The organism is Sphingopyxis sp. GW821-FHT12C06 (assembly GCF_058807415.1).
The window spans coordinates 951,461-974,722 of record NZ_JBXAQR010000001.1; the positions used below are offsets into that span (position 1 = coordinate 951,461).

At 63.0% G+C, this 23,262-nt stretch carries 19 protein-coding genes and 1 pseudogene; 6 read left to right on the plus strand and 14 right to left on the minus strand.

Annotated elements, in window-relative coordinates:
- The coding region (locus tag AC1RRJ_RS04315; protein WP_493120475.1) for an isochorismatase family protein at positions 1–486 on the minus strand (486 nt) is incomplete at its 3' end.
- A 483-nt stretch (positions 487–969) separates the two neighbouring features.
- Here AC1RRJ_RS04315 and ppk2 point away from each other — a divergent pair.
- Complete coding sequence (gene ppk2, locus AC1RRJ_RS04320; RefSeq protein WP_493120476.1) at positions 970–1,881, plus strand: polyphosphate kinase 2; 912 nt, start codon at positions 970–972, stop codon at positions 1,879–1,881.
- Here the strand turns inward: ppk2 and AC1RRJ_RS04325 are convergent.
- From AC1RRJ_RS04325 to AC1RRJ_RS04355, 7 genes are all read right to left on the minus strand, one after another.
- A complete protein-coding gene (locus AC1RRJ_RS04325) occupies positions 1,878–2,825 on the minus strand; it encodes a CorA family divalent cation transporter (protein WP_493120708.1) in 948 nt (315 codons plus the stop codon). The two genes, ppk2 and AC1RRJ_RS04325, sit on opposite strands and share 4 nt — an antisense overlap.
- A gap of 60 nt (positions 2,826–2,885) precedes the next feature.
- Positions 2,886–4,505, minus strand: a complete 1,620-nt coding sequence (locus tag AC1RRJ_RS04330) for an inorganic phosphate transporter (protein ID WP_493120477.1) — start codon at positions 4,503–4,505, stop codon at positions 2,886–2,888.
- Positions 4,506–4,588: 83 nt separating this feature from the next.
- A complete protein-coding gene (locus tag AC1RRJ_RS04335; protein WP_493120478.1) occupies positions 4,589–6,016 on the minus strand; it encodes an esterase-like activity of phytase family protein in 1,428 nt (475 codons plus the stop codon).
- 28 nt (positions 6,017–6,044) lie between these two features.
- Positions 6,045–8,345, minus strand: a complete 2,301-nt coding sequence (locus AC1RRJ_RS04340; RefSeq protein WP_493120479.1) for a TonB-dependent receptor — start codon at positions 8,343–8,345, stop codon at positions 6,045–6,047.
- A gap of 277 nt (positions 8,346–8,622) precedes the next feature.
- Positions 8,623–9,831 carry a Ca2+-dependent phosphoinositide-specific phospholipase C gene (locus AC1RRJ_RS04345; RefSeq protein WP_493120480.1) on the minus strand — a complete coding sequence of 403 codons (1,209 nt, stop codon included), beginning with the start codon at positions 9,829–9,831 and terminating at the stop codon, positions 8,623–8,625.
- 22 nt (positions 9,832–9,853) lie between these two features.
- The gene (locus AC1RRJ_RS04350; protein ID WP_493120481.1) at positions 9,854–12,139 is read right to left on the minus strand and encodes a TonB-dependent receptor; all 2,286 of its coding nucleotides are present in this window, start codon (positions 12,137–12,139) and stop codon (positions 9,854–9,856) included.
- Between the two features lie 101 nt (positions 12,140–12,240).
- Positions 12,241–13,434 carry a TetR family transcriptional regulator gene (locus AC1RRJ_RS04355; protein ID WP_493120482.1) on the minus strand — a complete coding sequence of 398 codons (1,194 nt, stop codon included), beginning with the start codon at positions 13,432–13,434 and terminating at the stop codon, positions 12,241–12,243.
- A 139-nt stretch (positions 13,435–13,573) separates the two neighbouring features.
- On the opposite strand from AC1RRJ_RS04355, the pseudogene AC1RRJ_RS04360 reads away from it, so the two are divergent.
- Positions 13,574–14,668, plus strand: a pseudogene (locus AC1RRJ_RS04360) (MFS transporter); the annotation flags it as partial.
- On the opposite strand, the gene AC1RRJ_RS04365 reads toward AC1RRJ_RS04360, so the two are convergent.
- The 3 genes from AC1RRJ_RS04365 to AC1RRJ_RS04375 all read right to left on the minus strand — a co-directional run bounded on the left by AC1RRJ_RS04365 (position 14,600) and on the right by AC1RRJ_RS04375 (position 18,659).
- Positions 14,600–14,953 carry a hypothetical protein gene (locus AC1RRJ_RS04365; RefSeq protein ID WP_493120709.1) on the minus strand — a complete coding sequence of 118 codons (354 nt, stop codon included), beginning with the start codon at positions 14,951–14,953 and terminating at the stop codon, positions 14,600–14,602. The pseudogene AC1RRJ_RS04360 and the gene AC1RRJ_RS04365 overlap by 69 nt on opposite strands.
- A gap of 134 nt (positions 14,954–15,087) precedes the next feature.
- Positions 15,088–17,355: a TonB-dependent receptor gene (locus tag AC1RRJ_RS04370; RefSeq protein WP_493120483.1), complete on the minus strand. Its 2,268-nt coding sequence runs from the start codon at positions 17,353–17,355 to the stop codon at positions 15,088–15,090.
- Positions 17,356–17,750: 395 nt separating this feature from the next.
- Positions 17,751–18,659: a LysR family transcriptional regulator gene (locus tag AC1RRJ_RS04375; protein WP_493120484.1), complete on the minus strand. Its 909-nt coding sequence runs from the start codon at positions 18,657–18,659 to the stop codon at positions 17,751–17,753.
- Between the two features lie 116 nt (positions 18,660–18,775).
- Between AC1RRJ_RS04375 and AC1RRJ_RS04380 the strand changes: the two genes are divergently transcribed.
- From AC1RRJ_RS04380 to AC1RRJ_RS04395, 4 genes are read left to right on the plus strand one after another with little or no spacing between them, the layout of a single operon-like run.
- Positions 18,776–19,702: an alpha/beta fold hydrolase gene (locus AC1RRJ_RS04380; RefSeq protein ID WP_493120485.1), complete on the plus strand. Its 927-nt coding sequence runs from the start codon at positions 18,776–18,778 to the stop codon at positions 19,700–19,702.
- Positions 19,699–20,175, plus strand: coding sequence for a cupin domain-containing protein (locus AC1RRJ_RS04385; RefSeq protein WP_493120486.1), 477 nt, complete (start codon positions 19,699–19,701; stop codon positions 20,173–20,175). Before AC1RRJ_RS04380 ends, AC1RRJ_RS04385 begins: the two co-directional genes overlap by 4 nt.
- A 27-nt stretch (positions 20,176–20,202) precedes the next feature.
- On the plus strand, positions 20,203–20,916 hold the full coding sequence (gene bdcA, locus AC1RRJ_RS04390) for an SDR family oxidoreductase (protein WP_493120487.1): 714 nt from the start codon (positions 20,203–20,205) through the stop codon (positions 20,914–20,916).
- Between the two features lie 46 nt (positions 20,917–20,962).
- Positions 20,963–21,190 carry an SDR family oxidoreductase gene (locus AC1RRJ_RS04395; protein WP_493120488.1) on the plus strand — a complete coding sequence of 76 codons (228 nt, stop codon included), beginning with the start codon at positions 20,963–20,965 and terminating at the stop codon, positions 21,188–21,190.
- Between the two features lie 55 nt (positions 21,191–21,245).
- Here the strand turns inward: AC1RRJ_RS04395 and AC1RRJ_RS04400 are convergent, their stop codons facing one another.
- From AC1RRJ_RS04400 to AC1RRJ_RS04410, 3 genes are read right to left on the minus strand one after another with little or no spacing between them, the layout of a single operon-like run.
- On the minus strand, positions 21,246–22,199 hold the full coding sequence (locus AC1RRJ_RS04400) for a zinc-binding dehydrogenase (protein ID WP_493120489.1): 954 nt from the start codon (positions 22,197–22,199) through the stop codon (positions 21,246–21,248).
- Between the two features lie 25 nt (positions 22,200–22,224).
- Positions 22,225–22,728 (minus strand): ester cyclase, encoded by a 504-nt coding sequence (locus AC1RRJ_RS04405; protein WP_493120490.1) that lies wholly within the window; start codon positions 22,726–22,728, stop codon positions 22,225–22,227.
- A 13-nt stretch (positions 22,729–22,741) separates the two neighbouring features.
- Entirely contained in the window at positions 22,742–23,197 is a 456-nt protein-coding gene (locus tag AC1RRJ_RS04410; protein WP_493120491.1) for an ester cyclase, read from the minus strand.
- Positions 23,198–23,262 lie beyond the last annotated feature (65 nt).

Genomic DNA, 23,262 nt, shown 5'->3' on the forward strand with positions numbered 1-23,262 from the left:
CTGGATCATGCGTTGGACCGCGCGTTCATGCGCTTCGGTCGAAATGTCACCGCTCGCGTCGGTGATGACATAGACTTCATAACCCTGTTCGAGCGCCGAAAGCGCCGGGCCGACGATGCAGACCGAGGTCCAGAGGCCCGCGAAGACCAGGCGTTCCTTGCCGATGCGGTTGACCTCGTCGATCACGGCGGCATCTTCCCATGTGTTCATGCTCGTGCGGTCGAGCAGTGCCTGACCGGGGAAGGCGTCGGTGATCTCGCTGAACATCGGACCCGAAAAACTCTTCTCGGCGACAGTTGTGAGGATGGTCGGGACGTTGAAGCCCGCGGCGCCGTTCGCAATCAGTGCGGCATTGTTGCGCAGCAATTCGGCGGCAATCGACTTGGTCGCAAAGGCCATCTGCGACTGGAAATCGATGAGGATAAGGGCATGATTATTGGGATCAAGCAGGCCCTTGGCGGGCGTAGGTGTGGCTTTGATCGACATGGCTGACGCTCCTTTGGAAAAATCCGTGCTCCCAATCCGTTCGGGATGAGAGAGGTCCAGACCGGAGTTTTTGTGCGAAACAGGATGATAAAATTATCTGTTATGTTCCAAATTGTTGAAAAGTCAGAATGGGGAAACCTGGCTTGGCCTGCCCGTGCAATCTTCGGCTGATGTCAGGGGGCCAGGTTGTGGGATTCTTTGCCGGAGCGCCGAATGGCACACGCGCCTCCTCGTCCGATCGAAAGGAACGCTTCTTTACGCAAATGCCCAGTCTGGTGCACATATTGCTTTCCCGCCAACGATTCCGGGCGGTCGTTTTTGGCCCAAAAGAGACGGAAAAGAGACTGTCAGCTTGTGACCATGTGCCCCCGACTCTCTGGCCTGTGGGCCCCGTGGGACTAGAGCTGCGACTTTGAAGCCGTGTCACAGCTTGGCAATCTTGCGGTCATAGCGATGCATGAAGGCAGCAAGGAGCCCTCTGCAATGGACGACAGCCTTTCCAGTCTCGACCGTATCAAGGAAGAAATCGCGGACAGCTTTGACGAGGAGCTGGAGATGGAGATGGACGAAAGTCGGCTGGAGACGCTCCTTGCCGACATGTCGGACCATCCGGATCGCGAAGCGATCGACCGGCGGATCTACTTTCGCGAATTGTTCCGGTTGCAGCACGAGCTCGTCGTTCTGCAGGAGTGGGTTGTCCAGCAAGGACTAAAGGTCGCCGTGCTGTTCGAGGGGCGCGATTCCGCGGGTAAGGGCGGTGCGATCAAGCGCATAACGCAAAGGCTGAATCCACGCGTTTGCCGCGTTGTCGCGCTGCCCGCGCCGAGCGAGCGCGAGCGCTCGCAATGGTATTTCCAGCGCTATGTGCCACACTTGCCTGCGGCGGGCGAGATCGTGCTGTTCGACCGGAGCTGGTACAACCGCGCCGGGGTCGAGCGGGTGATGGGATTTTGCACCGAGGACGAATGTGAGGAGTTCTTCCGGTCCGTCCCCGAGTTCGAACGGATGCTGGTCCGGTCGGGAATTATCCTCCTCAAATACTGGTTCTCGATCACCGATGACGAACAGCAATTCCGCTTCCAGATGCGAATCCACGACCCGCTCAAGCAATGGAAGCTGTCGCCGATGGACGTCGAATCGCGGCGGCGCTGGGAAGACTATACGCGCGCAAAGGAGGATATGCTGCAGCGCACGCATATCGACGAGGCGCCCTGGTGGCTGGTCGAGGCGGTCGACAAGAAAAAGGCGCGGCTGAACTGCATCAGCCATCTGCTTGAGCAGATACCCTATCGCGAGGTCGAGAAACCGGCGGTCGTCCTGCCCGAACGCCTGCGGCACGACGACTATGCGCGGCACGAAATCCCGTCGGAAATGTATGTGCCCGAGCGATATTAGGGACGGCGTCTGAGCAGCCACCAGGTCGCGGCGGACGCGGCGACCGCGGCCATCGCGGCGACGAAGGTCCCGGCGCCGGTGTGGGCGAAGGGGAGGCCCCCGGTGTTCATCCCGAAAAATCCCGTTACCAGCGTGGCGGGAAGCAGCAGCGCACTGATCACCGACAGGAAATAGAGATTCTGGTTGGTTTTCTGCGCCGCCTGAAGGTCGAGTTCGTCGCGCAGCTGGCGAAGCTGGGCCTGCGTACTGGCGACGTCGGCGTCGAGAGCCTGGAGCCGCTGGACGTGGCGTTCGGCAACAGGAGCGAGGACAGCCGGGAGGTCCGGGTCTTTCTCCAGCCGGTTCATGGTCGCGCGCATTCCCGCGACGAGGCGGTGCAGCCGGGCACCGCGTCGACGCACGGCGACCAGGTCGCGCGTCGCGGGATTCATCCGTTCGTTGAGGAACTCGTCCTCGGCGGTCTGGATGTCGAGTGCGAGGCCGTGGACGTGCTGGCCGAGGCCATCGATCATCGTCCCCACGACCAGATTGAGCGCGGCGGCGCCGTCGTGCACGTCGAAACCGGCGGCGATCCGTTGGCGGATGATGTCTGCCGACCGGATCGGATGATACCGGCCGGTGAGCATCAGGGCGGGCGTGATCACGATATGGAGCGCGCCGATCTGCATCGTCTCCGCAGCATCGAAGTCGCGCTCGAAATCCTGCAGGACGAGGCCGACCGCCCCCTCTTCGACGATCGCCTGCTGGTGCGTCTCGCGCGCCAGCATGAGGTCGTGGATAGGAGCGGGTAGCTTCGTCGTGCGGTCGAGCCAGCGCAAGGTGCGTTCGTCGGCGAGGTTGAGGTGGAGCCAGCGGAAGCTCGCATCTCCGCCGGCGTCGCATTCATCGATCAGCCGCGTGCCCTCGTGCGTGCGAGCGCAGCCCCAGACGAGGCCCGGCTGCATCACGATCGACCCGAAGTCCGGGGCGGGGATCTGGTCTTCGCTAGCCGTGACGACCGTCCTTTAGAAGATCGCGCTCAGCAGCGCGTAGAGCCCGCCTGCCAGCAGGATCGAGACCGGCAGCGTCAGGACCCAGGCCATGAGCAGATTGCGGATTGTCGACATCTGCAGCCCGGACCGGTTCGCAGCCATCGTCCCCGCCACGCCGGAGGACAGGACGTGGGTGGTCGACACGGGCAGGCCGAGCATGTCGGCCGCGCCGATCGTCCCCATCGCGACGAGTTCGGCGGAGGCGCCCTGCGCATAGGTGAGGTGCGACTTGCCGATCTTCTCGCCGACGGTGACGACGATGCGCTTCCAGCCGATCATCGTGCCCAGCCCGAGCGCAAAGGCGACCGCGATCTTTACCCACGTCGGGATGAAGCGCGTCGCACTGTCGAGCGAACCTTTATATTCGGTCAGGGTTTCGCTCTGTGCGTCGGTGAAGGTGACACTCTTTTCCTTGCCGAGGCGTTTGATCGCCTCGGAGGTGAGATACATGTCGTTGCGCATATTCTCGGTCGCGGCAGCCGGGACCTTCGCGAGCGAGCCATAGCCGCTGACCTGCGTTTCGATCTGGTCGACCAGCGAGCCGAGCGCCGGGATGGTTTCGGGTTTGAGCTGCTTGTCGGCGATATAGGCGGTCACCGCTTTGCGTGCATCGGTCGGCGGGGTCGCGCCGCCAGCCTGTGCGGCCAGCACACGCTCTGCGGCGTTGGAATGGACGACGAACTCCTGGACATATTTTTCGGGCACCGCGCGATTGAGCGCATAGGCGGTGGGCACGGTGCCGATCAGGATCAGCATGATCAGGCCCATGCCCTTCTGACCGTCGTTGGAACCGTGTGCGAAGCTGACGCCGGTGCAGGTGAAGATGAGCAGGCCGCGGATCCACAGCGGCGGCGGCGTGTTGCCCTTTGGCGCTTCATAGAGCGTTTTGTTGCGCACCAGCACTTTCATCGCGAGGAACAGCAGCGCCGCAACGGTGAAGCCAAGCAGCGGCGATAGAAGGAGCGCATAGCCGATCTCGGTCGCCTTGCCCCAGTCGACCCCGGCGGTACCGCTCTTGCCGTGGAGCATCGCGTTGGCGATGCCGACGCCGATGATCGAACCGATCAGCGTGTGCGAACTCGACGACGGGATACCGAAATACCAGGTCGCGAGATTCCAGACGATCGCGGCGATGAGCAGCGCGAAGACCATCGCGAAGCCGGCGTTCGATCCGACTTGCAGGATCAGCTCGACGGGAAGCAGAGACACGATGCCGAAGGCGACCGCGCCGGTCGACAGCAGCACGCCGAGAAAGTTGAAGAAACCCGACCAGACCACCGCATAATTGGCGGGCATCGAATTGGTGTAGATTACGGTCGCGACGGCATTCGCCGTGTCGTGAAAGCCGTTCACAAACTCGAACCCGAGCGCGATGAGCAGCGCCAGGAAGAGCAGGGCAAAAGGAAGGAAGGCTGTCGCGTGAACTCCGGCCGCGGCCGCGTCGGCATAGACGCTGTAGCCGACATAGGCGAGCGCGACGATAATCGCGGCGACAAAGCCGAGCTTGCCGGCGGCGCCCAATCCCTTGTCGAGATCGGGGCGTTCGAATTCGGCATTGTCGAGCGGTACGGCGTCGGCGGTCGTGGCGTTCATAAGGGACCTCCCCGGAGTCGGATGCCGTGCCGGGCTATGCCCCGCCGATGACATTGATGTGACGGATGAAGAGAGGTGCCGCGTTACCGCAAGGGTTCCGGAAGGCTCACGCGATAGACCAGAAGCCGATTGTCATTGTCGACGTCGGAGTTGCAGGATTGGCCCGACATCAGGCAATTACGCGCGGCGAAATCATTGTCGTTGCCGACGAGCAGGAAATAATCGGCAGGCCGATCCGGCTCCAGCACGGATATAAGGTCCATCGCTTCCCATTTCTCGGACAGCGCATCGACGCTGAGGCCGAAGCGCGCGAGTTGTCCGGGGTTGAGCATGTTCACCAGCTCGACCCTCTTTGCGGGCGTAATGTCCGGCCGCAATGTCGCGCTGGCCCGATCTTGCAGCAGGGATATGGTGCCGGTCTCATATCCGGTCCCGGCAAGGTTCGTGGCGCCGGTCAGGTCGACCAGCAGAATACTTTTGTAAATAATAGGCTTTTTGCCCGACGCCCCCTGGCCTGCGCCATCGCGCGCGAGCATCAGGAACCGGTGATCGTCGAGCGCGAGTATCTCGCTTTGCGCGGCGGTTCGATCGGGTGCGCCGCCTTGGCCATCGGCGCTATAGGCTGGCAACTGGACGACATGATGCGCCTTCGGCTGCGCCGGGGTCGGGGTGCGGCTCACATCATAGACCAGCACACGGGTGTTGATGCGCCCCGCGGCGTTGCCGCTGGCGCTGTCCTGCATCAACGCGCTTTGCATCATGACGAAGAGAGTACGACCATCGGGCGACAGCGACATGCCTTCGGCGCCCTGGTTGTTGCGGCGGCCGGTCTCCGGGGATTGCAGCGAACCGAAATGCGGTCGTCCGTCGTGGTTCGGCACGATGGCTGCCGGTGGCCGTATGACCCCGCGCAACCGGCCGCGGCGATCGAAGTAATAGATGTTCGCGGTATATTCGTCGCCGACATAGAAGCTGCCGTTGCGGGCGAACTGCAGCGACTCCGCATCGAGCGAGACTTTGCCGCTGCCGACGCCGCTGGCGGGTGCTGGCAATATAATATCCCGATGAGTCAGCGTGCCCGCGCCGGGATCTGCGCCGGTGAAGGGGCGGCCACGAAAGTCGCTGAGCTTTATTCCGCCGTCGGGAATGAGGGCGACCCGGCCATCGGCCGGGGTGAAGCGGATGCGGAAGCGATGCAGCCGCGCCGGATAGTCGAAGAAGAGGTTCGCATCGGGATCGTTGCGGCCGCGGTCGGGTAGCGTCCACAGGACGCCCTCATAGCCCGCGCCGACACGCTTCCAGCTTCCAGGCGCAATCTTCAGCGAGGAAAAGGAGCCCAGTGTGTCGCCAAGAAAATCCACCGTGCCTGCGGGAAGCGCACCAGTGCCGACCAGCCCTTCGCTCACATAGGTCCGGCCACGCAGCGCGACGCTGCGCGCATCAACCGACCTTTCGAGGTTCGGTCGGGTGACGGGCTCCTCCCCGGGGGTCATGCCGGGGAGGAGGGCCATCAGGATGAGCGCGGTAGCGCGTGCCCGCCTAGAAGCCAAAGCTGAGCGACCCGAAGACCTGGCGCGGCGCCGAGGCGTGGAATACCACCAGATTGCCCGGCGCATCGTCCGGCGCGAACACACTGCTGTCGAAGTTCGCAGCATAGCGCTTGTTGGTCAGGTTGGTGATGTTCAGCGCCAGCTTCGCTCCCTTGACCGGGCCCATATCGCCGAACTTGTAGCCGAAGCCCAGATCGAACGTCGCATAGCCCTTGAAACTCTGGTCGTTGGTGTAGGTGTAATAGCGCCGACCGGTATATTTGCCCATCAGCGACGCCGAAAAACCGCCTTCGGTCAGGGTCAGCACGCTGGCGAACATCTCCTTCGGCGTATCCACCTGCTGCTTGCCCTTCGTCGGCTTCACGACGCAGGTCGCACCCGTGCACCAGTCGAGGTTTTCGTCATAGGTCGACTTGTTGTACGACGCCGAATTATACCAGTTCAGCCACGGCGCCGGCTTCCATAGCACGCCGAGCTCCAAGCCGCGGCTGGTGATGCCGCCGGCATTGTGAAAGCTGTTGCCGCAACCGGGGTTCTGCTGCTGGTTGGTCGGGCAGGGATTATATTGCAGCAGCCGCTCGTCGAAGTTTGTATTATAGGCGGCCAGCGAGACCTGCAGCGGACCACTGACATAGCGGTATCCGCCTTCGAAGCTCTTCGACGTTTCGGGTTTCAGATATTTGCCCTGCAGATCCCAGACGGCTTGCGACACCGACTGCGGCCCCAGTTTGAAGCCGCCCTGGAACATCGCCATATTCTCGGCATAGCTTGCATAGAGTTCGTGTCCGGGCGCGATGTCCCAGTGAACGCCGACTTCCGGCAGGAAATTATCCTTGGCGACCAGCGTGCCGCTCGCGAACTGGGTGGAGGCCGGCGGTGCGACCTTGGCTATGCCGGGGATCGCGCGGGCGTCGGACTTGGAATAAGTGCTCTTGAAACCGAAATCGATCGTCAGCGCGTCGTCGAGCAATTTCATCGTGTCCTGGACGTAGAATTGCCACGTCTTCCAGTGCGTTTCCTGCACCCATTGTGCGGTGTCCGGTTGGCCTTTCAGATATTGTGCGAGGCTGAAGGGGCCTTTGACGTTGGTCCAGATGTAGCGCGCGGCGCTGCTCGTGTTGTCCTCGAACCACATGCCGGCCTGCAGGTGGTTGAAGCCGGCCTCCCAATTCAGGCTCGCCAGCACGCCGCTGCGATCGATCGTATAGCGCGTGTCGCGGATCTGGACGGGCACATCGTCCGACGTGTCTGCGGTGCCCTGCTTCGACCAGCCCATGATCCAGTTGTTGCCGGCGCCCTTGTTCTTGTGATGATAGCCTTGGACGCGCAGGCCGAGCGACCGGGTGATGTCGAACTCACCTGTGAGATAATAGAGATTGTCGTTGCGCAGGATCTGGCCGTTGGTGAAGGTCACGTCCGAACGCTTTTCGGGCGAGACGGAATCTTTGCATTTGGTCGGCGCCGTGGGGCCGGTGACGGCACAAAAAGCGCGGTCGAGATAGGCCTGCCAGTTGGGAGCATAGCCGCCCTGATCCCAGCCGAGGCGGTTCAGCATGTCCTTCGAAATATAGGCGTCGCTGGCCTGATTGGTGCGCGAGATATCGGCAAAGGCCGTGATCTTTCCGCCATCGAATTCATAGACCAGCTTGCCGTTGAACTGCCGGCCGGTCGACTTGTTGTAAGCGGCCTGATCGACGAACAGGTCATATTCATGGATCTGGCCTGAGACATAGGCCGAAAAACCGCCATGCTCGCCGGTGTCGAAGCGCAGGAAGCCACGCTTGGCGCGTTCGCTGCCGACGCTTCCGTTGAATGTGATACCCATATCCTTGCGCGGATCGCTGGAGAAATAAGTCACCGCGCCGCCGAGGTTGCTGGTCGAAGGGATGGCGAGGCCGGCGATACCTGTTGCAAGTTCGGCGCGGCCGAGATTTTCGGAAATCAGCGCGCGGCTGATGCTGAGGCCGTTGTAATTGTTATACGCACCGTCGCCCAGCGGCATCCCGTCGAGCGAATAGCCGAGGTGGGTGGTGTTGAAACCGCGCACCTGAAGCGTCATCGACTTTTCATTGACCCCCAGCGCATCGATTGACTGCGCGCTGACGCCGGGCAGAAAATTCAGCGCTTTTTGTGCGCTGGCGCCCGGCGGCAGTACTTCAAGGTTGGACGGCAGCAGGGTCGAAACCGAACGGGTCTGGCCGCTGCCGATAACAACGATTTCCCCGACGTCGGCGCCTTCCGCGTCGACCGGCGCGGCCTCCTGCGCGTTCGCGTGCGTTGCGCAGCTCAAACAGGCAATCGCCAACGCGAAAACGGACACAGACTTCTGTAACATTCATACCCCCGAAATTAACAAAACGCCGCGAGATCATGTGTTCGCGACGCCGACTGTCGTCAGGGGCGGGCCTATTTCATGCGTTGATGACGCTTTCGCTACTGGAGGTAACCTTGGCGAAAAATGATATCGCGACGTAACAGGACGGCGTTTTGGGCGTAAGCGTGTGGTCAGCCGCCCGGGCAGCTTCCGGACACGCATCGTCAGTCGAGCCACGGGGTTTCGAGCGAGGTTACCGGGGTGGTAGGCAGCGGGCCGCCAGCGGATTGCACCGCCACCCTTCGGGAAAGGGCGCCAGGTGATACGCATTTGCATAGACATTGGGGGTGGTCAGATAGTCGGTCGAGATGATCTGGGCTCCGCTTGCCAGCGCAGCATCCCTGCGGCTGCCGTCATTCTTGCGGGCATCGGCCGTGTCGATGTCGGCGCGCGTCCGGACCAGATAGCCCTTCTGGACGGCACTGCGGATTTCTGCGTTGCGTGTCAGCGCATTGTCGAACAGCATGAAGGCCGTGTGGGCCATGCCGGGTTTGCCTTGCACGAACGCCATCCGCCCCTGCAGCGACGGACGCCCGTCGAGATAGGGGGCAAAGGCGGGAAGGTTCATACCCGGTACAAGATACAGAAACAGGAACTTGCCCCGCGCCTGTGCCACCGTTGGCCAATGCTTCGCGAGGGCCGCCGCCTCCAGCGTCGGCATGTTGCCGCGAAGATCGTCGGGGGTGAAGACCTTGTCGCGGCCCAATATGCTGCGGATGCTGTCGTCAATCTCGTCGAACGCGTCCTTGTCGAAGGGCGGGACGGCGGTCGCGCCGGGGATAGCCCGCTCGAGGCCGGACATTTTGGGCTCCAGCAATATGAAGACCGGGCTGTGGCCGGGCGCTGAATCCGACCATTGTCTGAGCAAGGTCAGGCACGATCGCAGGGTCGGGCACTGGCTGCGGAAATCGAGGTCGGCGACATGGAAGACCTTCATGCCGGGCCTCGTCAGTTCGTCGCGGTAGATCGGCGCGAGGTCGGCGGCCCCTTGTTCGCGCAGCTGGCGATAGGGCAGCGGATCGGCGTAGATGCCGCCTTTGGGGTCGGGCTGCAGGTCGATTTCCAGACTGCGCACGCCACTGCGGAGCTGCGCCTGAAGCGGCATTTGCACATAGTCCAGCGTCTGGGCCATGTCGGTCAGCCCGCCCGGATGTTCGTCCTGCATGGCCGCGGCCTGTTCGGGCGACATCATCTTGACCATGGACTGCATCAATGCGGCCAGCCGTGGCGCCATCAGCGCCATGACGCGGGGGTCGGCCGGCAGCGCATAGCTGTTGTGGGTGCCGACCACCTGGATCTGGTTGATCTGCAGCGAGTCTGCGGCCGGGGCCGGTTCCCGCGCGGTTGCCGCGCCCGCGATCAATGCGGCCGCCGCCAGACCGCCGATGAGGTGATTTCTCATGTCGCTATCTCCAGTCCGGCAATCAGAAGTTGACGTTGACGAAGGCGCCAACGGTGCGCCGCGCGTTGGGTGACGTGTAGTGAAGCAGACCGAGCGCCCCGTAGACCTGCCAGCCGGTCGAGAAATATTTGTCGAACAGGTTGCGGCCATAGACGCCGAACTCGACCTTCTTGTTCGGAAGCGAGAAGGTCAGGCGGCCATTGACGAGGCCGTAGCCCGGGACGTTGGAATAGTCGGGCTGCCCCACGACGGTCCAATATTCGCTGCGATAGGCATAGTCGGCATGGGCGCGCACGCCAAAGCCCGACCCGAACTCGGTTTCATAGTCGATCGCTGCGGTGCCCGCCCATTCGGGTGAGTTGGTCAGGCGCGTGTCGGTATAATCGGTGGTGGCGTTATAGACATAATCGGTGAATTTGGCGTCAGTGTAGGTGAGCGCACCCGACAGGGTGAGCCCGCGCACCGGCTGCACCGCGACATTGCCCTCGACACCTTGGGTACGCAGGCCGCCGGCATTGCCGATGACGGTAGCATTGAGGAAGCCGCCCGCACCGTCGGGGATTTTGGTCAGGATGGTCGCCTGAAAATCCTTGAAGTCCGAGCGGAAAATATCGACGTTCACGCGCAGGCGGCGGTCGAACCATTCGGACTTGATGCCCGCTTCCCAGGCCTTCACCGTCTCGTCGCGATAGGGCGCATATTTGTTGCCGACGAAGGCGATGCCCGCCGGTTTGTAGCCGGTCGAATAGCTCGCATAGAGCATCACATTGTTGGTGACCTGATATTGCGGGGCGATGCGGTACGAGAAATTGTCGCCCGAGACCTTGCCATAGTTGATTGCCGGCGCGGCGCTCGACCCGACGAAGGTCGGCGTATAGCCTGCGACGCGCACCGGATCGACGGTGACGAAGTCCAGCCGCTGCGAAACATTGTCATGCGTATAGCGGCCGCCCAGCGTCAGGCTGAGCTGCGGGGTGAAGTTGAACTTGATCTGGCCGAATGCCGCCATCGTCTCGTTCCGTGCGTCGAAGAGCGACGCATTAGCGTTGACGCCGATCGCACCGGTCAGCGCAACGAGCGTCGGGCGCGGTACGCCATTCGCATCATAGAGCGGCGCGCCCAGCGTCGCCCATTGCAGCTGCGTCTGCCGCGCGTTCAGATTGTTGTAAAAACCGCCGATCAGCCATTCGACGAAGCTGCCGGTCGGCGAAGCGAGGTGAATTTCCTGGCTGACCTTGTCGGTGTCGAGATAGCCGAGGTTGAAGGGGATATACGCATATTGGTCGACCGGCGTCAGGTTGGCGGGGGTCGAATTGTCGTAACGTGTGCGGCGATAGGCGCTGATCGACGTCAGGTCGAGCTCACCGAGCTTCGCATTGATGCGTAGCGATGCCCCCCATTCTTCGGTGGTGATTTCGCCGAACGAGGAGTCGGCGGTGTCGGCGCTCTTCGGGCCGGGGAAGACGCCGAGTTTGTTGAGGATCGCGGTGACGTTGGCGGGCTGGCCCGACACCGGGGTGCGGACGCTGCTGTCCCAATGATAGGCATAATCGCCCGACAGGCTCAAGTTGAAGCTGTCCGACGGTTCCAGATAAAGCTTGGCCCGCCCGCCATATTCATGCTGCGATCCGACCTTGCGGTTCAGCGTCACATTGCGGCCGAACCCGTCGAACGCCTGATCGAAACCCGACACGCGCAGCGCAGCGATCGGGCCAAGCGGAATATTGACCGTGGCGTTGAGAATGCGTTCGTCATGATCGCCGAAGCTGGCGCTGGCGCGCACCGACGTGTCGCCGATCCGGGGCTTGCCCGTCGTCACTGCGATCACGCCCGATGTCGCATTCTTGCCGAACAATGTGCCTTGCGGCCCCATCAGCACGTCGACACGCTCGATGTCGACCAGACCGGTCAGGCCGTTGGCGCGCTGGCCGTCCATGACGACATCGTCGACGACGACGCTGACTGACTTGGCGTTGGAAAAATCGAAAGAGGTGCTGCCGACGCCGCGGATCTGGAATGCCGCGCCCTGGGTCGGGTCATATTGCACCCCGGGCATGGTATATTGGAGGTCGGTGATCGAGGTATAGCCGGTCTTCGCCAGTGTTTCGCCGCTGATCGACTGGATTGCGAGCGGTACTTTCTGGCTGCTTTCGGCGCGTCTTTCCGCAGTGACGACAATTTCTGACAGCCCATCCGCTTCGGCCGCTGCTTCCTGCGCATGGACGGCACTTGCGAACAAGGGGGCGACCCCGGACATCAGCATCGCCGAAACCAGGCGGATACCGTGCTTTCCTTTAAAAACTGACATGGTGATTGCTCCGTCCCGTTGAACCATGGGGAGGCGCACTAGTCGTCATCGATGACGGATTTAAGACGATGGTTCGGTAAATTTATGCTGCAATATTTACATTACAAAACATATGTACGGCTACTGGTTAGCATCTCGATGGCGTCCGGAGCAGGCGGAGGCGTCTCTCTTGCGGCCAGCATGCGCAGGCCGTTGCCCATCAGGGCCATGACGATGGCCTGAACGCGCGGGCGATCGGAATTGGGGGGTATGCCCAGTCTTTCCGCGATCTGGATGTGGACATTTTCGGCCCTGCGCCGCCGCATATCGATCGCAAAGGGAAGGAAGGCCGGATTCCAGATGGCCGTGAGCGCGCTTTCATGCGTGAGGCGGATGACTTCGCCGCCGCCGGGCGCCGTCCCGCCCGACGCCTGTATGTTCGCGCGCATTCGCCGATAGATCGCCTCCACCCCGGCAAACAGGATATCGCGCTGGGTGGGATAGTGATGCGCGACGCTGGATGCCGCCATTGTGGAGGCTTCGGCAACGACGCGGTGCGAAAGGGCGCCGACGCCCTCTGCAATGATGACGTCGGCGATATGTTCGGCGATCATGGCCTTGGCCCCCTCGGGTATGCTCGCGGCCTTGTCGAGCGCGGCGGCGGCCGGGGCGGCCAGCCTCTCCACCAGCAACATGTGCCAGTTGCTCCAATCCTTGTTGGCCAATCCGCTATCGTCGCGAAGCAGGCCGCGCACGGTCGATTGCCGCAAGAGCCGGTAATCGGCGTTGGTCGACAGCAGCAGGGAAAAGGGTTGTTCGTCGATGCAGTAGCTGGCGATTCGCCTGGCCAGGATTGCACCGCCCGGCGTGGCGCCGAGCAGGTCGCGCCAGAAGGTCTCGCCGGCGTCGAACAGCGTTGCCACTTTGGGCAGCGCTTGCGGATCCCGGCTTGCCAGAAGGGCGAGTTCGCACCCGACGATCGCCGAGGTCCGGCGTTCGCCAAGATCCAGCCATTCGCAGATCAGATCGGGCAGGATGCCTGCCGTGACCGGCGCGATCCCGCCCAAGCGAGCAAACCAGTCCTGTGCGAATGCGGCCATGATCTCGATTTCCCGATCCACGATCGCCATGACCAGCGCGGCGCGATCGCCGATCCGATAGCTGATCGATCCGACCGAGATGCCGGCATGCTCCGCGACGGTGCGCAGACTCATCCCGGCGAGGCCGCGCTGCGCGATGACGGCGCGGGCGGCGTCCAGAATGGCTGCATTGCCTTCCGCTGTTCGCGCGGCATTTCGATCGGCTTGGCTGGTCATGGCCTCCTGCATATCGTCCGGTGCCGAACAGTCCAGCGGGGTTGGGCGGTTTGACGCGCTATTGTCGCAGGCTTGTCATTCGCGCACACTAGGGGCCCGGACCGTGACCCCGAACCGGCTTCTCCCCATCGCCTTTGGCATGACGCATGCCGGCAAAAGCCTGTTGTGGGCGGGCACTGATGCTTTCAGCCTCTTCATTCTCATCAAGATCGTGCAGATTCCGCCCGTCGCGGCCGGGACCCTCTTCGTCCTGTCCTCATTCTGGAATGCCATGATCGACGCGCTCTGGGGAAATGGCATCGAACGCGTCAGAGCAATCCGGACGGCGCTGCCGGGTCTGTGCGGCCTTGCCGGCATGCTCGCCTGTTTTTCTTTCGCGCTTTTGCCGTGGTTGCCGACGGGGTCCATGCTTCCGGCGGTTGTTGCACTCTTTCTGTTCAGAACGGCGTTTTCGCTGTTGGATGTTCCGCACAACGCCACCGCAGCGGCGCTCGCCAATGTCCATGGTCACCTGGTCGTCGCACGTTGGCGGTCGATCCTGAGCGCGATGACGGCGCTTGCGATCGCGACTGCCGCTCTGCCCGTGGTCGGCGCAGTGTCCGCGTCGCCGCGTACAGCGCAGATCATGTTCATGACGGTCGCAGTCGTCGCCTGCCTGTTGCTGGTACCGCTTCCCTGGCTGGTGGGCACGACCCGCCTTATGGTCGCTTCCCGGCAGGATGTTCGCGAAACCGCTCCCGCCGTGTTTTCGCCCGGCGGCCTTGCACTCTTCTGCTTTGCGCAGATGCTGGGGTTTGCGGCACTGGCGTCGGTGGGCAAGGCGATTCTGCACGCGGACGTCCTGAATGAGCGGCTGTTCGGCTATGCCTTGCTGCTTGTCACATTGGCGCGCCTCGCTGCGATCGGCCTTTGGTCCCCCCTCGCGGCGAAGATCGGCTCGGCAAGGGCGCTGGGCTTTGCCTATGCAGCAAGCGCGGCCGCCGCTCTTTGCCTTCCGGCGGCGATTGGCCAAGGTCCGTTCAGCATGATGATTGGTCTCGCCTTGCTGGGCCTGTCCTTTGGTGGAGTTGGTCTTCTTGCTTGGTGCTCCTTTTCTGAACTCCTGGCCCGAATGCCGATGGGGGAAGGTCCGGCGATCACTGCCCGTGCTTACGGGTGGTTTACGTCAACGTCGAAGATCGGCCTTGGTTTTTCCGGCCTGCTTACCGGCGTATGGTTGAGCCGGGCCGGCGACTTGGTCACACAGTCGCTTTGGTCCCTCGTCGTTCCCGTTGCGACCCTGTGCCTTGCAAGCGCACTTATGATGTGGCCCGGTCTGGTCACCAGGCGCGGCCTGCGCGCCGATTGCCTTCTCGACCTCATCAAGGTTGCCGAGGATGCGCCGCGCCGCGCGATAACAGGCCTCGCCCTTCAGGGTCATCGCCAGCGCGCGCGTCGTGCGGACGACCGGGCGGACGCCGAAGCGCGCCTCGATCGACGAAATGGGACTGCTGACCGCTGAAGGCGACAGCCAGAGCAGGCACGCGGCAACGCAAAATCGTCATCGCGTTATTCGGGAACACGGAGCGCTAGACCCGGCGGCCCCCGGGGCAGCAATATGGGGTAAGCATGGCGAGCCCTCCCAGTCGCTGAACGACAGGGAGGGCAGTCCGGTCAGAATTTGAACCCGGCCTCGACGCCCCAGACGCGGGGTTCGTTGACATAGCTGGTCAGGTTGTTGAAATCGATGCCGCCGGTTGGCGATTCATCGTTTGTGACGTTGCGGACAAAAGCCGCGACATCGAAGCGATCGGTGCGATAGCCGACGCGCACGCCGCCCTCGAGCAGCTTGTCGTCCGAAAATTCGACCGAGCGGTAGAGGAAGAACTGGATCTTCGAGCGATAATACCAGTCGGTGAAGGCATAGATCGCGCCATTGCCGACGGGGACTTCATAACCCGCGGTCCAGTTGACCGTCCATTTGGGCGATTGCGGCAGCTGGTTGCCGTCGATCGAGAAGATGTTCGGGCTGCCGGGCCGCGCCGGGTCGAGCACCGTGCATCGCGGCAACGCGCCGCAGCCTGCGACGAAGGCATTGGCATCGTCAATCTTCGCGACGTTCCATGCGCCGCCGATCGAGAAGGTCAGGCCCTTTGCCGGTGCCGCCTGCAGTTCGGCTTCGACGCCATGCCCCTTCGCGTCGACGTTGAGCAGGCTCGCGGCGTTGGACGTGCCGCCCACCGCGGTAAGTTGCAGATCCTTGGTATCGAAATAATAGCCGGTCAGGTTGAAGCGGACGCGGTTGTCGAGGAAGGCGGTCTTGATCCCGGCTTCATATGACATTGTCTCTTCCTGATCGGCGGTTGAGATCGTCCGCGAGAAGGTCAGGCGGCCCTGCACAGACGGCGCGCGATAGCCGCGCGCGACGCGGGCATAAAAGGTCAGCGCGTCCGACGCCTCATAGGTCGCGCTGGCGTCCCACGTTAGCAGCTTGCCCTTGACTGTGGCGCTTTGCGGCGGGACCGGCGTGTTCGGATCGACGATGAAGCTCGGACGGGTTTCGAGCGGGCGCGAGGCAACGAAATCGCGCGTGTCGTGGTTGTAGCGCGCGCCGGCCTGGAACTTCAGGCCATTGTCGAAGGCATAGTTGACCGATCCGAAGATGCCATAGGCCTCGCTGTCCTGCCGCTGGATCGCGATCGCAGAGGGGGCCGCATCGGTCGGGTTGCCGAATTCGAAGCTCGAAATGTCGAGCTTCTCGTCGAAATAGAAGGCGCCGAACTGGTAGCCGAGTCCGCCGCTGTTGTTCGATGCAATGCGGATTTCCTGCGTGAACTGGTCGAGGCTGGGCACATTGTCCTGGCTCTGCGCCGAGAATTGAATGAAGCCCGGCCCGCTGACGGGCGCGAACTGGTTGCCGAAGGCGCCGTCGATGTCGCCGCGGCTGCGGAAATTGCCGTTCCAGTATGAGGTGATCGAGTAAGCGGTTACCGGCCCGAAATCATATTCGAGGTTCAGCCCGACATTATAGGTGTTGAGCTTCTGGAAGTTCAGCCCGTCCTGCCAAACCTTGTCGCGTTCGAACTCGGTGCCCGCGCCGCCGAGGCCGACCAGCTTGTTGCTGCCCGGAACCTGCGTGTTGGCGCGGAAGATGATTGCCGATCCGTCATAGATGCGCACCTGACCGGTCACGCGGCCGGTGAAGGGGCCGCTCTCATATTGCAGCTGGAGGCGCGCGGCGATGTCGTCATAGCCGCCGAGATCCTTGCTCTTGGTCGTCGCGATATTGTCGACCCAGTCGTCGCGGTGCTGGAGCAGGGTCGAGAGGCGGACCGAGAAGCCGCTGTCATCGGCGGCGCCCGCCGCCACCTCGACCTGGCTGGTGCCGTAGCGGCCATAGCTGATGCGCGCATATCCGCCGGTCTTGCCGGGCTTGACGGTGTCGAACTTGACGATGCCCGCAGGGGTGTTGCGGCCGAACAAGGTGCCCTGCGGTCCGCGCAGCACTTCGATGCGGTCGAGGTCGAAGATCGGGAAGCCCTTGAGGATCGGGTTTTCGAGGACGACATCGTCATAGACGAGGCTGACCGGCTGCGAGGCGTTGAGGTCGAAGTCGGTGTTGCCGAGACCGCGGATGTAGAAGCGCGGGAAGGTGCGGCCGAACGAGCTTTCGATGTTGAGGCTGGGGACGCGGCCCGCGAGCACACGCACGTCGGAACCGGTCGAAGTGATCGCATCGAGCGTGCCTCCCGACAGCACGCTGACCGCGACCGGCACGTCTTGCAGGCTTTCCTCGCGGCGCTGCGCGGTGACGACGATGTCGCCGAGGCCGCTGTCTTCGGCGGCGGGGGCTGCAGACGCGTCTTGCGCGGCGGCGGGGGCTGCACCGGGCAGGGCAGTGAGGACGAAGGCTATAGCGGTAGCGGAAGGAAAATGGCGCATGGGCAAGCTTCCTGAACCAGAGTTGACGATCGGTGAGACGGAAAACCTACCGCTCTTTGGCTTTCCACACGCGCGCGATCAATCGCGGAAGCGGGCACCGCTGACTTTCGTGTCAGCAGTGTTGCGTAATTGCTGCACTTTTGGGGCGTGTCCCGCGGAGAAGGCGAGAAGTGGATCATGTGAAGCGCCGTATGGTCGGCGGCCTCGTCCCTGGAATGGGACGGGGGGTCTGCCCAACAGGCTCTCGGTTGCCTGCAGCCACAACGGCCTCGATCTCGATCAGCGTGCCGAAGGGGAGGGGCGGCAGGGAAGAATGGACGTTCGCGGTGGTGGGCGTAAACAAGGTGCTGCGTTAAGGAGCAGATTCACAGCGCCGGTTCCCGATCGACCAGCCTTTATTCCGAAATGTCCCGATCCCAATAGGGCGGGTCGCCGAAGCTTTGGCGGAGGCTTTCGGTCAGCGCGGCAATCTTTGCCGACGCACCATGATTACGGGTATAGGTGACGAACAATTCGGCGCCCTCAGCTTTGGCGCCGACCTCGATCGTCTCCAGCGTTCCGTTCGCGATGCTGTCGTGGATGAAGAAGGTCGGCAGCAGCGCGATCCCGAGTCCTGCGGCTGCGGCCTCCTTCATCACTACACCGTTGTTGACCCTCAGTCCGGCTTTTGGTCGGACGACCGACCAGCCATCCTCGGTCGCAAAGCGCCAGTCGCCTTCGCGGTTCGCATAGAGTATGCCGCGATGCTGGATCAGCTCCCCGAGCGAGCGGGGACGTCCATATTCTGCCAGATAGGCAGGCGAAGCGACGAGCAGCCGCCGACTGCTCGCCAAGCGTTTGGCGATCAGTCGGGTATCATTGATCGCGCCATGCCGGAGCACCGCGTCGAACCCGTCCGCAGCGGCATCGACAAAGCGGTCGTCGAGCTCGAGCGAGACTTCGATCTCGCGATGCTCGCGGAGAAATGTGCAGAGGGCGGGGCCCAGATGGAGAGTGCCGAAGCCTACTGGTGCCGACAATCTCAGCGGGCCCGCCAGCGTTCCGCTTCGCGCGGCCAACTCGGCCGCGGCCTCGTCGACTTCGCGCAGGATGCGTTGCGCGCGCGGCAGGAAGCTGTGCCCATTCTCGGTCAGCGAAAGCTTGCGGGTCGTCCGCTGGATGAGCCGTGCGTCCAGATTGCGCTCCAGCTCGGCCAACCGCTCGCTCACCACCGATTTGGCGAGGCCGAGCCGCCGTGATGCGGCGCTGATCGACCCCGCTTCCACCGTGGCGATAAAGGCAGTGATTCCGTCCAGCTTCATCATTGTTCGGTAATTCCGGCGACGAGTTTCGTATTTATCTGGCTAGTCCGGACAATGCATCAGGCGCACCTGTCTGTCCAGAAGGCGCAGCCAGGGCGACGCCAAATAGCTGGAGACATATGATGCTTCGTCAATTGACGGCCGTCGGCGCCGCTCTTCTTCTCGCCGCAACGTCTGCGCAGGCCCAGATTACGCCTTTCCCGAGCAGCTTTCGCACCGAAAATGTCCGGGCCAAAGACGCGACCATCCATGTCCGCGTCGGCGGCAAGGGGCCAGCGGTCGTCCTGCTCCACGGCTATGGCGAAACCGGCGACATGTGGTCGCCGATGGCGGCCGACCTGATGCACGATCACACCGTGATCGTGCCTGATCTTCGCGGCCTTGGCCTCTCGTCCAAGCCAGCGGGCGGATATGACAAGAAAACCCAGGCCGAGGATGTCGCGGCGGTTCTCGAGCGGCTGAATGTGAAACAGGCCGATCTCGTCACCCATGATATCGGCAATATGGTGGGCTATGCCTTTGCCGCCCGGTATCCCGGGCGCGTCCGCCGCTTTGTACTGATCGACGCCCCGCTCCCCGGTGTGGGACCGTGGGATGAGATATTGAAGAACCCGCTTCTCTGGCACTTCCGTTTCGGTGGGCCGGACATGGAGCGCCTGGTCGCCGGGCGGGAGCGCATCTATCTCGATCGCTTCTGGAATGAATTTTCCGCCACGCCGGCGCGCTTCAGCGAGGCGTCGCGCGAACATTATGCCAGCCTTTATGCACTTCCGGGCGCGATGCATGCCGGCTTCGCTCAGTTTGCGGCGTTCGATCAGGATGCGAAGGACAATCAGGCCTTCATCGCGAGGGGCGGCAAGCTCAAGATGCCGGTTCTGGCTGTCGGCGGTGAAAAGAGTTTCGGGCCGATGATGGCGACCGTCATGCGCTTTGCTGCCGACGATGTGCGCGAAGGGATCGTCCCAGATTCGGGCCACTGGATCATGGAAGAAAATCCCGCCGCGACGATCAAGCTGGTTCGTGACTTTCTGGAGTCCGCGAAATGATCGCCCGGGGTGCATTCCTGTTCGCGATGGCGGCTTCACCGGCAGCGCTCTCGCCGAGCGCCGCCCTGCAGCCGCTACGGCTGACCCATGCCGAAGTCCTGGCTCTGCCCTCGACGGGGGCCGGGGCCGGAACATCGGGGATCGCTGGAATCCGGACGCGCGTCCTGGCCGGCAACCCCGCTGCCTCCGGCCCCTATACGATCCTGCTCAGCGTGCCCGCGAACACAATAATCGCCGCGCATCGCCATCGCGATGAACGGGTCGCAACCATCGTCTCGGGTACCTGGCATTTTGGCTATGGAACTGTGGTTGACGGCGACACCAAGGCGCTCGGTCCGGGCGGCTTCTACACAGAACCCGCAAGGATGAACCATTTCGCGCGGACCGGCAGTGAACCGGTGACGCTCACCATCCACGGTTTTGGCCCGACCGACACCAAATATGAAAACCCCTCTGCCGATCCGCGACGCTGATCGGTCCGCTTGACCAAGGAGATTGTCATGAGTGATTTTGCCGGAAAGAATATCCTCGTCCTCGGCGGAAGCCGCGGGATCGGAGCCGCGATCGTGCGGCGCTTCGCGACAGGTGGCGGCAAGGTGACCTTTACCTATGCGGGCTCGAAGGATGCAGCCGATGCGCTCGCCGCCGAAACGGGGGCCGCGGCAGTTCAAGCCGACAGCGCCGACCGTGACGCGCTGATTGCCGTCGTGGCGGATCAGGGCGCCCTCGACGCGGTCGTCATCAACGCTGGCACGGCGGTCATGGGCGATCCGCTGACTATCGACGCCGACATTGTCGACCGGATGATCGATATCAACGTCCGCGCGCCCTATCATGCATCGGTAGAGGCTGCGCGGCGCATGAACGATAATGGACGCATCATTGTCATCGGATCGGTCAATGGCGATCGCATGCCCTTCGCGGGCGCCGCCGCTTACGCGCTGACCAAGTCGGCCGTGCAGGGTATGGTGCGTGGTCTGGCGCGTGATTTTGGCGAACGCGGCATCACCGTCAACAGCATTCAGCCCGGACCGACCGACAGTGACATGAACCCGGCCGACGGGCCGATGGCGGCAACCATGCACAGCTTCATGGCGATCAAGCGCCACGCCCGCGCCGACGAAGTTGCCGAACTCGCCGCCTATATCGCGGGCCCGCACGGGGCAATGATCACGGGTTCGATGCAGACCATCGATGGCGGTTTTGGCGCCTGACGCAAAGCAGGCTTGTCTATTTTTGGCCGAAGGCGGGCGCCCCGCGATGCAGAACGGCTCGGGGGCGATGGTCAATACCGCATCCTGCGCGTCCTATTTCGCCTTCCTCGGCATCGCGGCCGATACCGCGCCGAAGGGCGCGCTAGCGCAGATGACGCAGACGCAGGCGCTCGAGATCGCCGAGATCGTGGCGTTTCTCGCCTCCGACCGGGCGAGCTTCATCCTCGGCTCGGTCGTCATGGCCGATGGCGGCATGAGCGTCCCGATCGGATGATCCACCCACCGCGGCGGTCCCGGAGGTTACGGGGCCGCCTGTCGGCTTTGGATTGTCAGGGAATGAGAACGGGATTTGGGCCAATCCGGCGCGCGGCGATGTCGTCGTGCGCCCTCGCCGCATCGGTCACCGGATAGCGGTGGAGCTCGATGTCGCCGAATACACCCTGCTGCCAGAGGCCAAACACTTCGGCGGCCGCCTGCTGCAGCATCGCGCCCTTGACCGTCGCGGCAGCGCTTGCCTGTGTGACTTTGACGCCGCGCGCGGCGAGCTTCGCCTGATCGATGTCGGGCGCGCCCGATGCGGCGCCGATGGTGAAGATCGAGCCGCCATCCTTGATCGCCGCCGCCGACGCCGCGAAGGTCGCCTTGCCGACGAATTCATAGACCACATCGACCCCGTTCGGGGCGACCGCGCCGATGCGGTCCGCCAGATCGGGAGCGCCGGAGGCGAGAGCGTGGTCGGCTTCGCTCGCGATGCGCGCCAGCTTGGCCGCTGAACCGACAGCGATCACCGTTGCACCGAGCGATTTCGCCCAGCGTGTCACCAGCGTCCCGACGCCGCCAGTCGCGCCTTGCACCAGCACGGTGTCGCCTGGCTTGACGGGATATAGTTCGCGGACGGCGAGCCAGGCGGTGACGCCCTTGGTGAGCAGGCCTGCCGCGATTTCGCCTGGAACATGGTCGGGCAGGCGCACCAGCGGCGCGGTATCGACGATGCGCTCCCCGGCATAGGCGCCGGGCGCGAAGAAATAGGCGACGCGGTCGCCGACGGCATAGTCTGTAACATCGGGGCCGACCGCAACGATCTCGCCCGCGCCCTCGACCCCGCCGACGAAGGGCACGGGCATCGGATAGACGCCGGCGCGGAACATCGTGTCGACGAAGTTCACGCCGATCGCATCGTGGCGCAGGCGAACCTGCCCCGCGCCGGGGGCGCCGATGCTGTCGTCTTCGGGAACAAGAACGGAAGGGGTGCCGGTCTGGCGGACGCGGATAACGGTGGTCATTGTCTGTCTCCTGTCTTGAATGATGTCAGCGTGGCTGGTGGCCGAGTTCACGCAGGCCGGTCATCCAGTCTTCGGTGTGCCACGTGCGCTGAACCTGCCCGCCCTCGAACTCGTGGATATCGACGGCCTGAATGCGCATCGCGCGTCCAGTCGCCGCGAGACCGAGCCACTCACCCTTCTGGGTGCCGGTGATTGTCGAGCGTACGACGATCTTGTTACCGTCGCGGATCACGTCTTCGACCTTGATGTCGAAGTCGGGAAAGGCGGCGCGCAGCTTGGTGAGCGTCTGCTTTGCGGCTTCGGGTCCGGGCGGCACCGATGGCGGCGTCGGGATGTCCTTCCACTCGGGAGCGAGCAGCAGGTCGAGAAGCTCCGGCCGGTTCTGCGCGAACGCATCGTACCAGAGCAGTACCGCCTGCTTCGGGTCAGCAGAGGCCGCAGCGGGCGCTTCGATGGTCTGCGCCGAGGCCGGAGCCGGGAGTGTGCTCATCAGCGCCGCGGCGGCTATCAGGAAGAGGGGAGTCTTCATCGCAGCTATCCTTTCAATTTTCCGGTAGCGGCGCGATGGCGCCGAGTTGCTGGAGGACCGAATAGAGATTGGCGACGCCCCAATGTTCGGTGATCTTGCCATCGACGACGCGCATGGCATCGACCGTCTCGAAGCTGACCTTGGTGCCGGTGCCGGCAATGCCAAGGAAATTGCCCTGATGCGTTCCGTGATAGGTTTTGTACGTCGTCACCACGTCGCCGTCGGCGCGCTGCCAGTGGATTTCGGGGGTGAAGTCGGGAAAGGCTTCGCGCAGCCTTTTGTAAAGGACGAGCACGCCCGCCTTGTCGCGGGTGCCGCCCGGTTGCGGCGTGTGGTCGAAGAAGTCGTCGGCGAACAGCTCGTCGAACAAATTCCAGTCACCGCCGCCCTGCACCTCCTCCGTGTTGCGGCGGGTGACGGCCTTGGCGATTTCACTGATGTCCCGGGTCATCTCATATTTTCTAGACATGACTTTCCTCCTGGCGAAAACGGGAAGCCCGTCCGCTCGATGTGTTCGATTATGGGGAGGCGGCC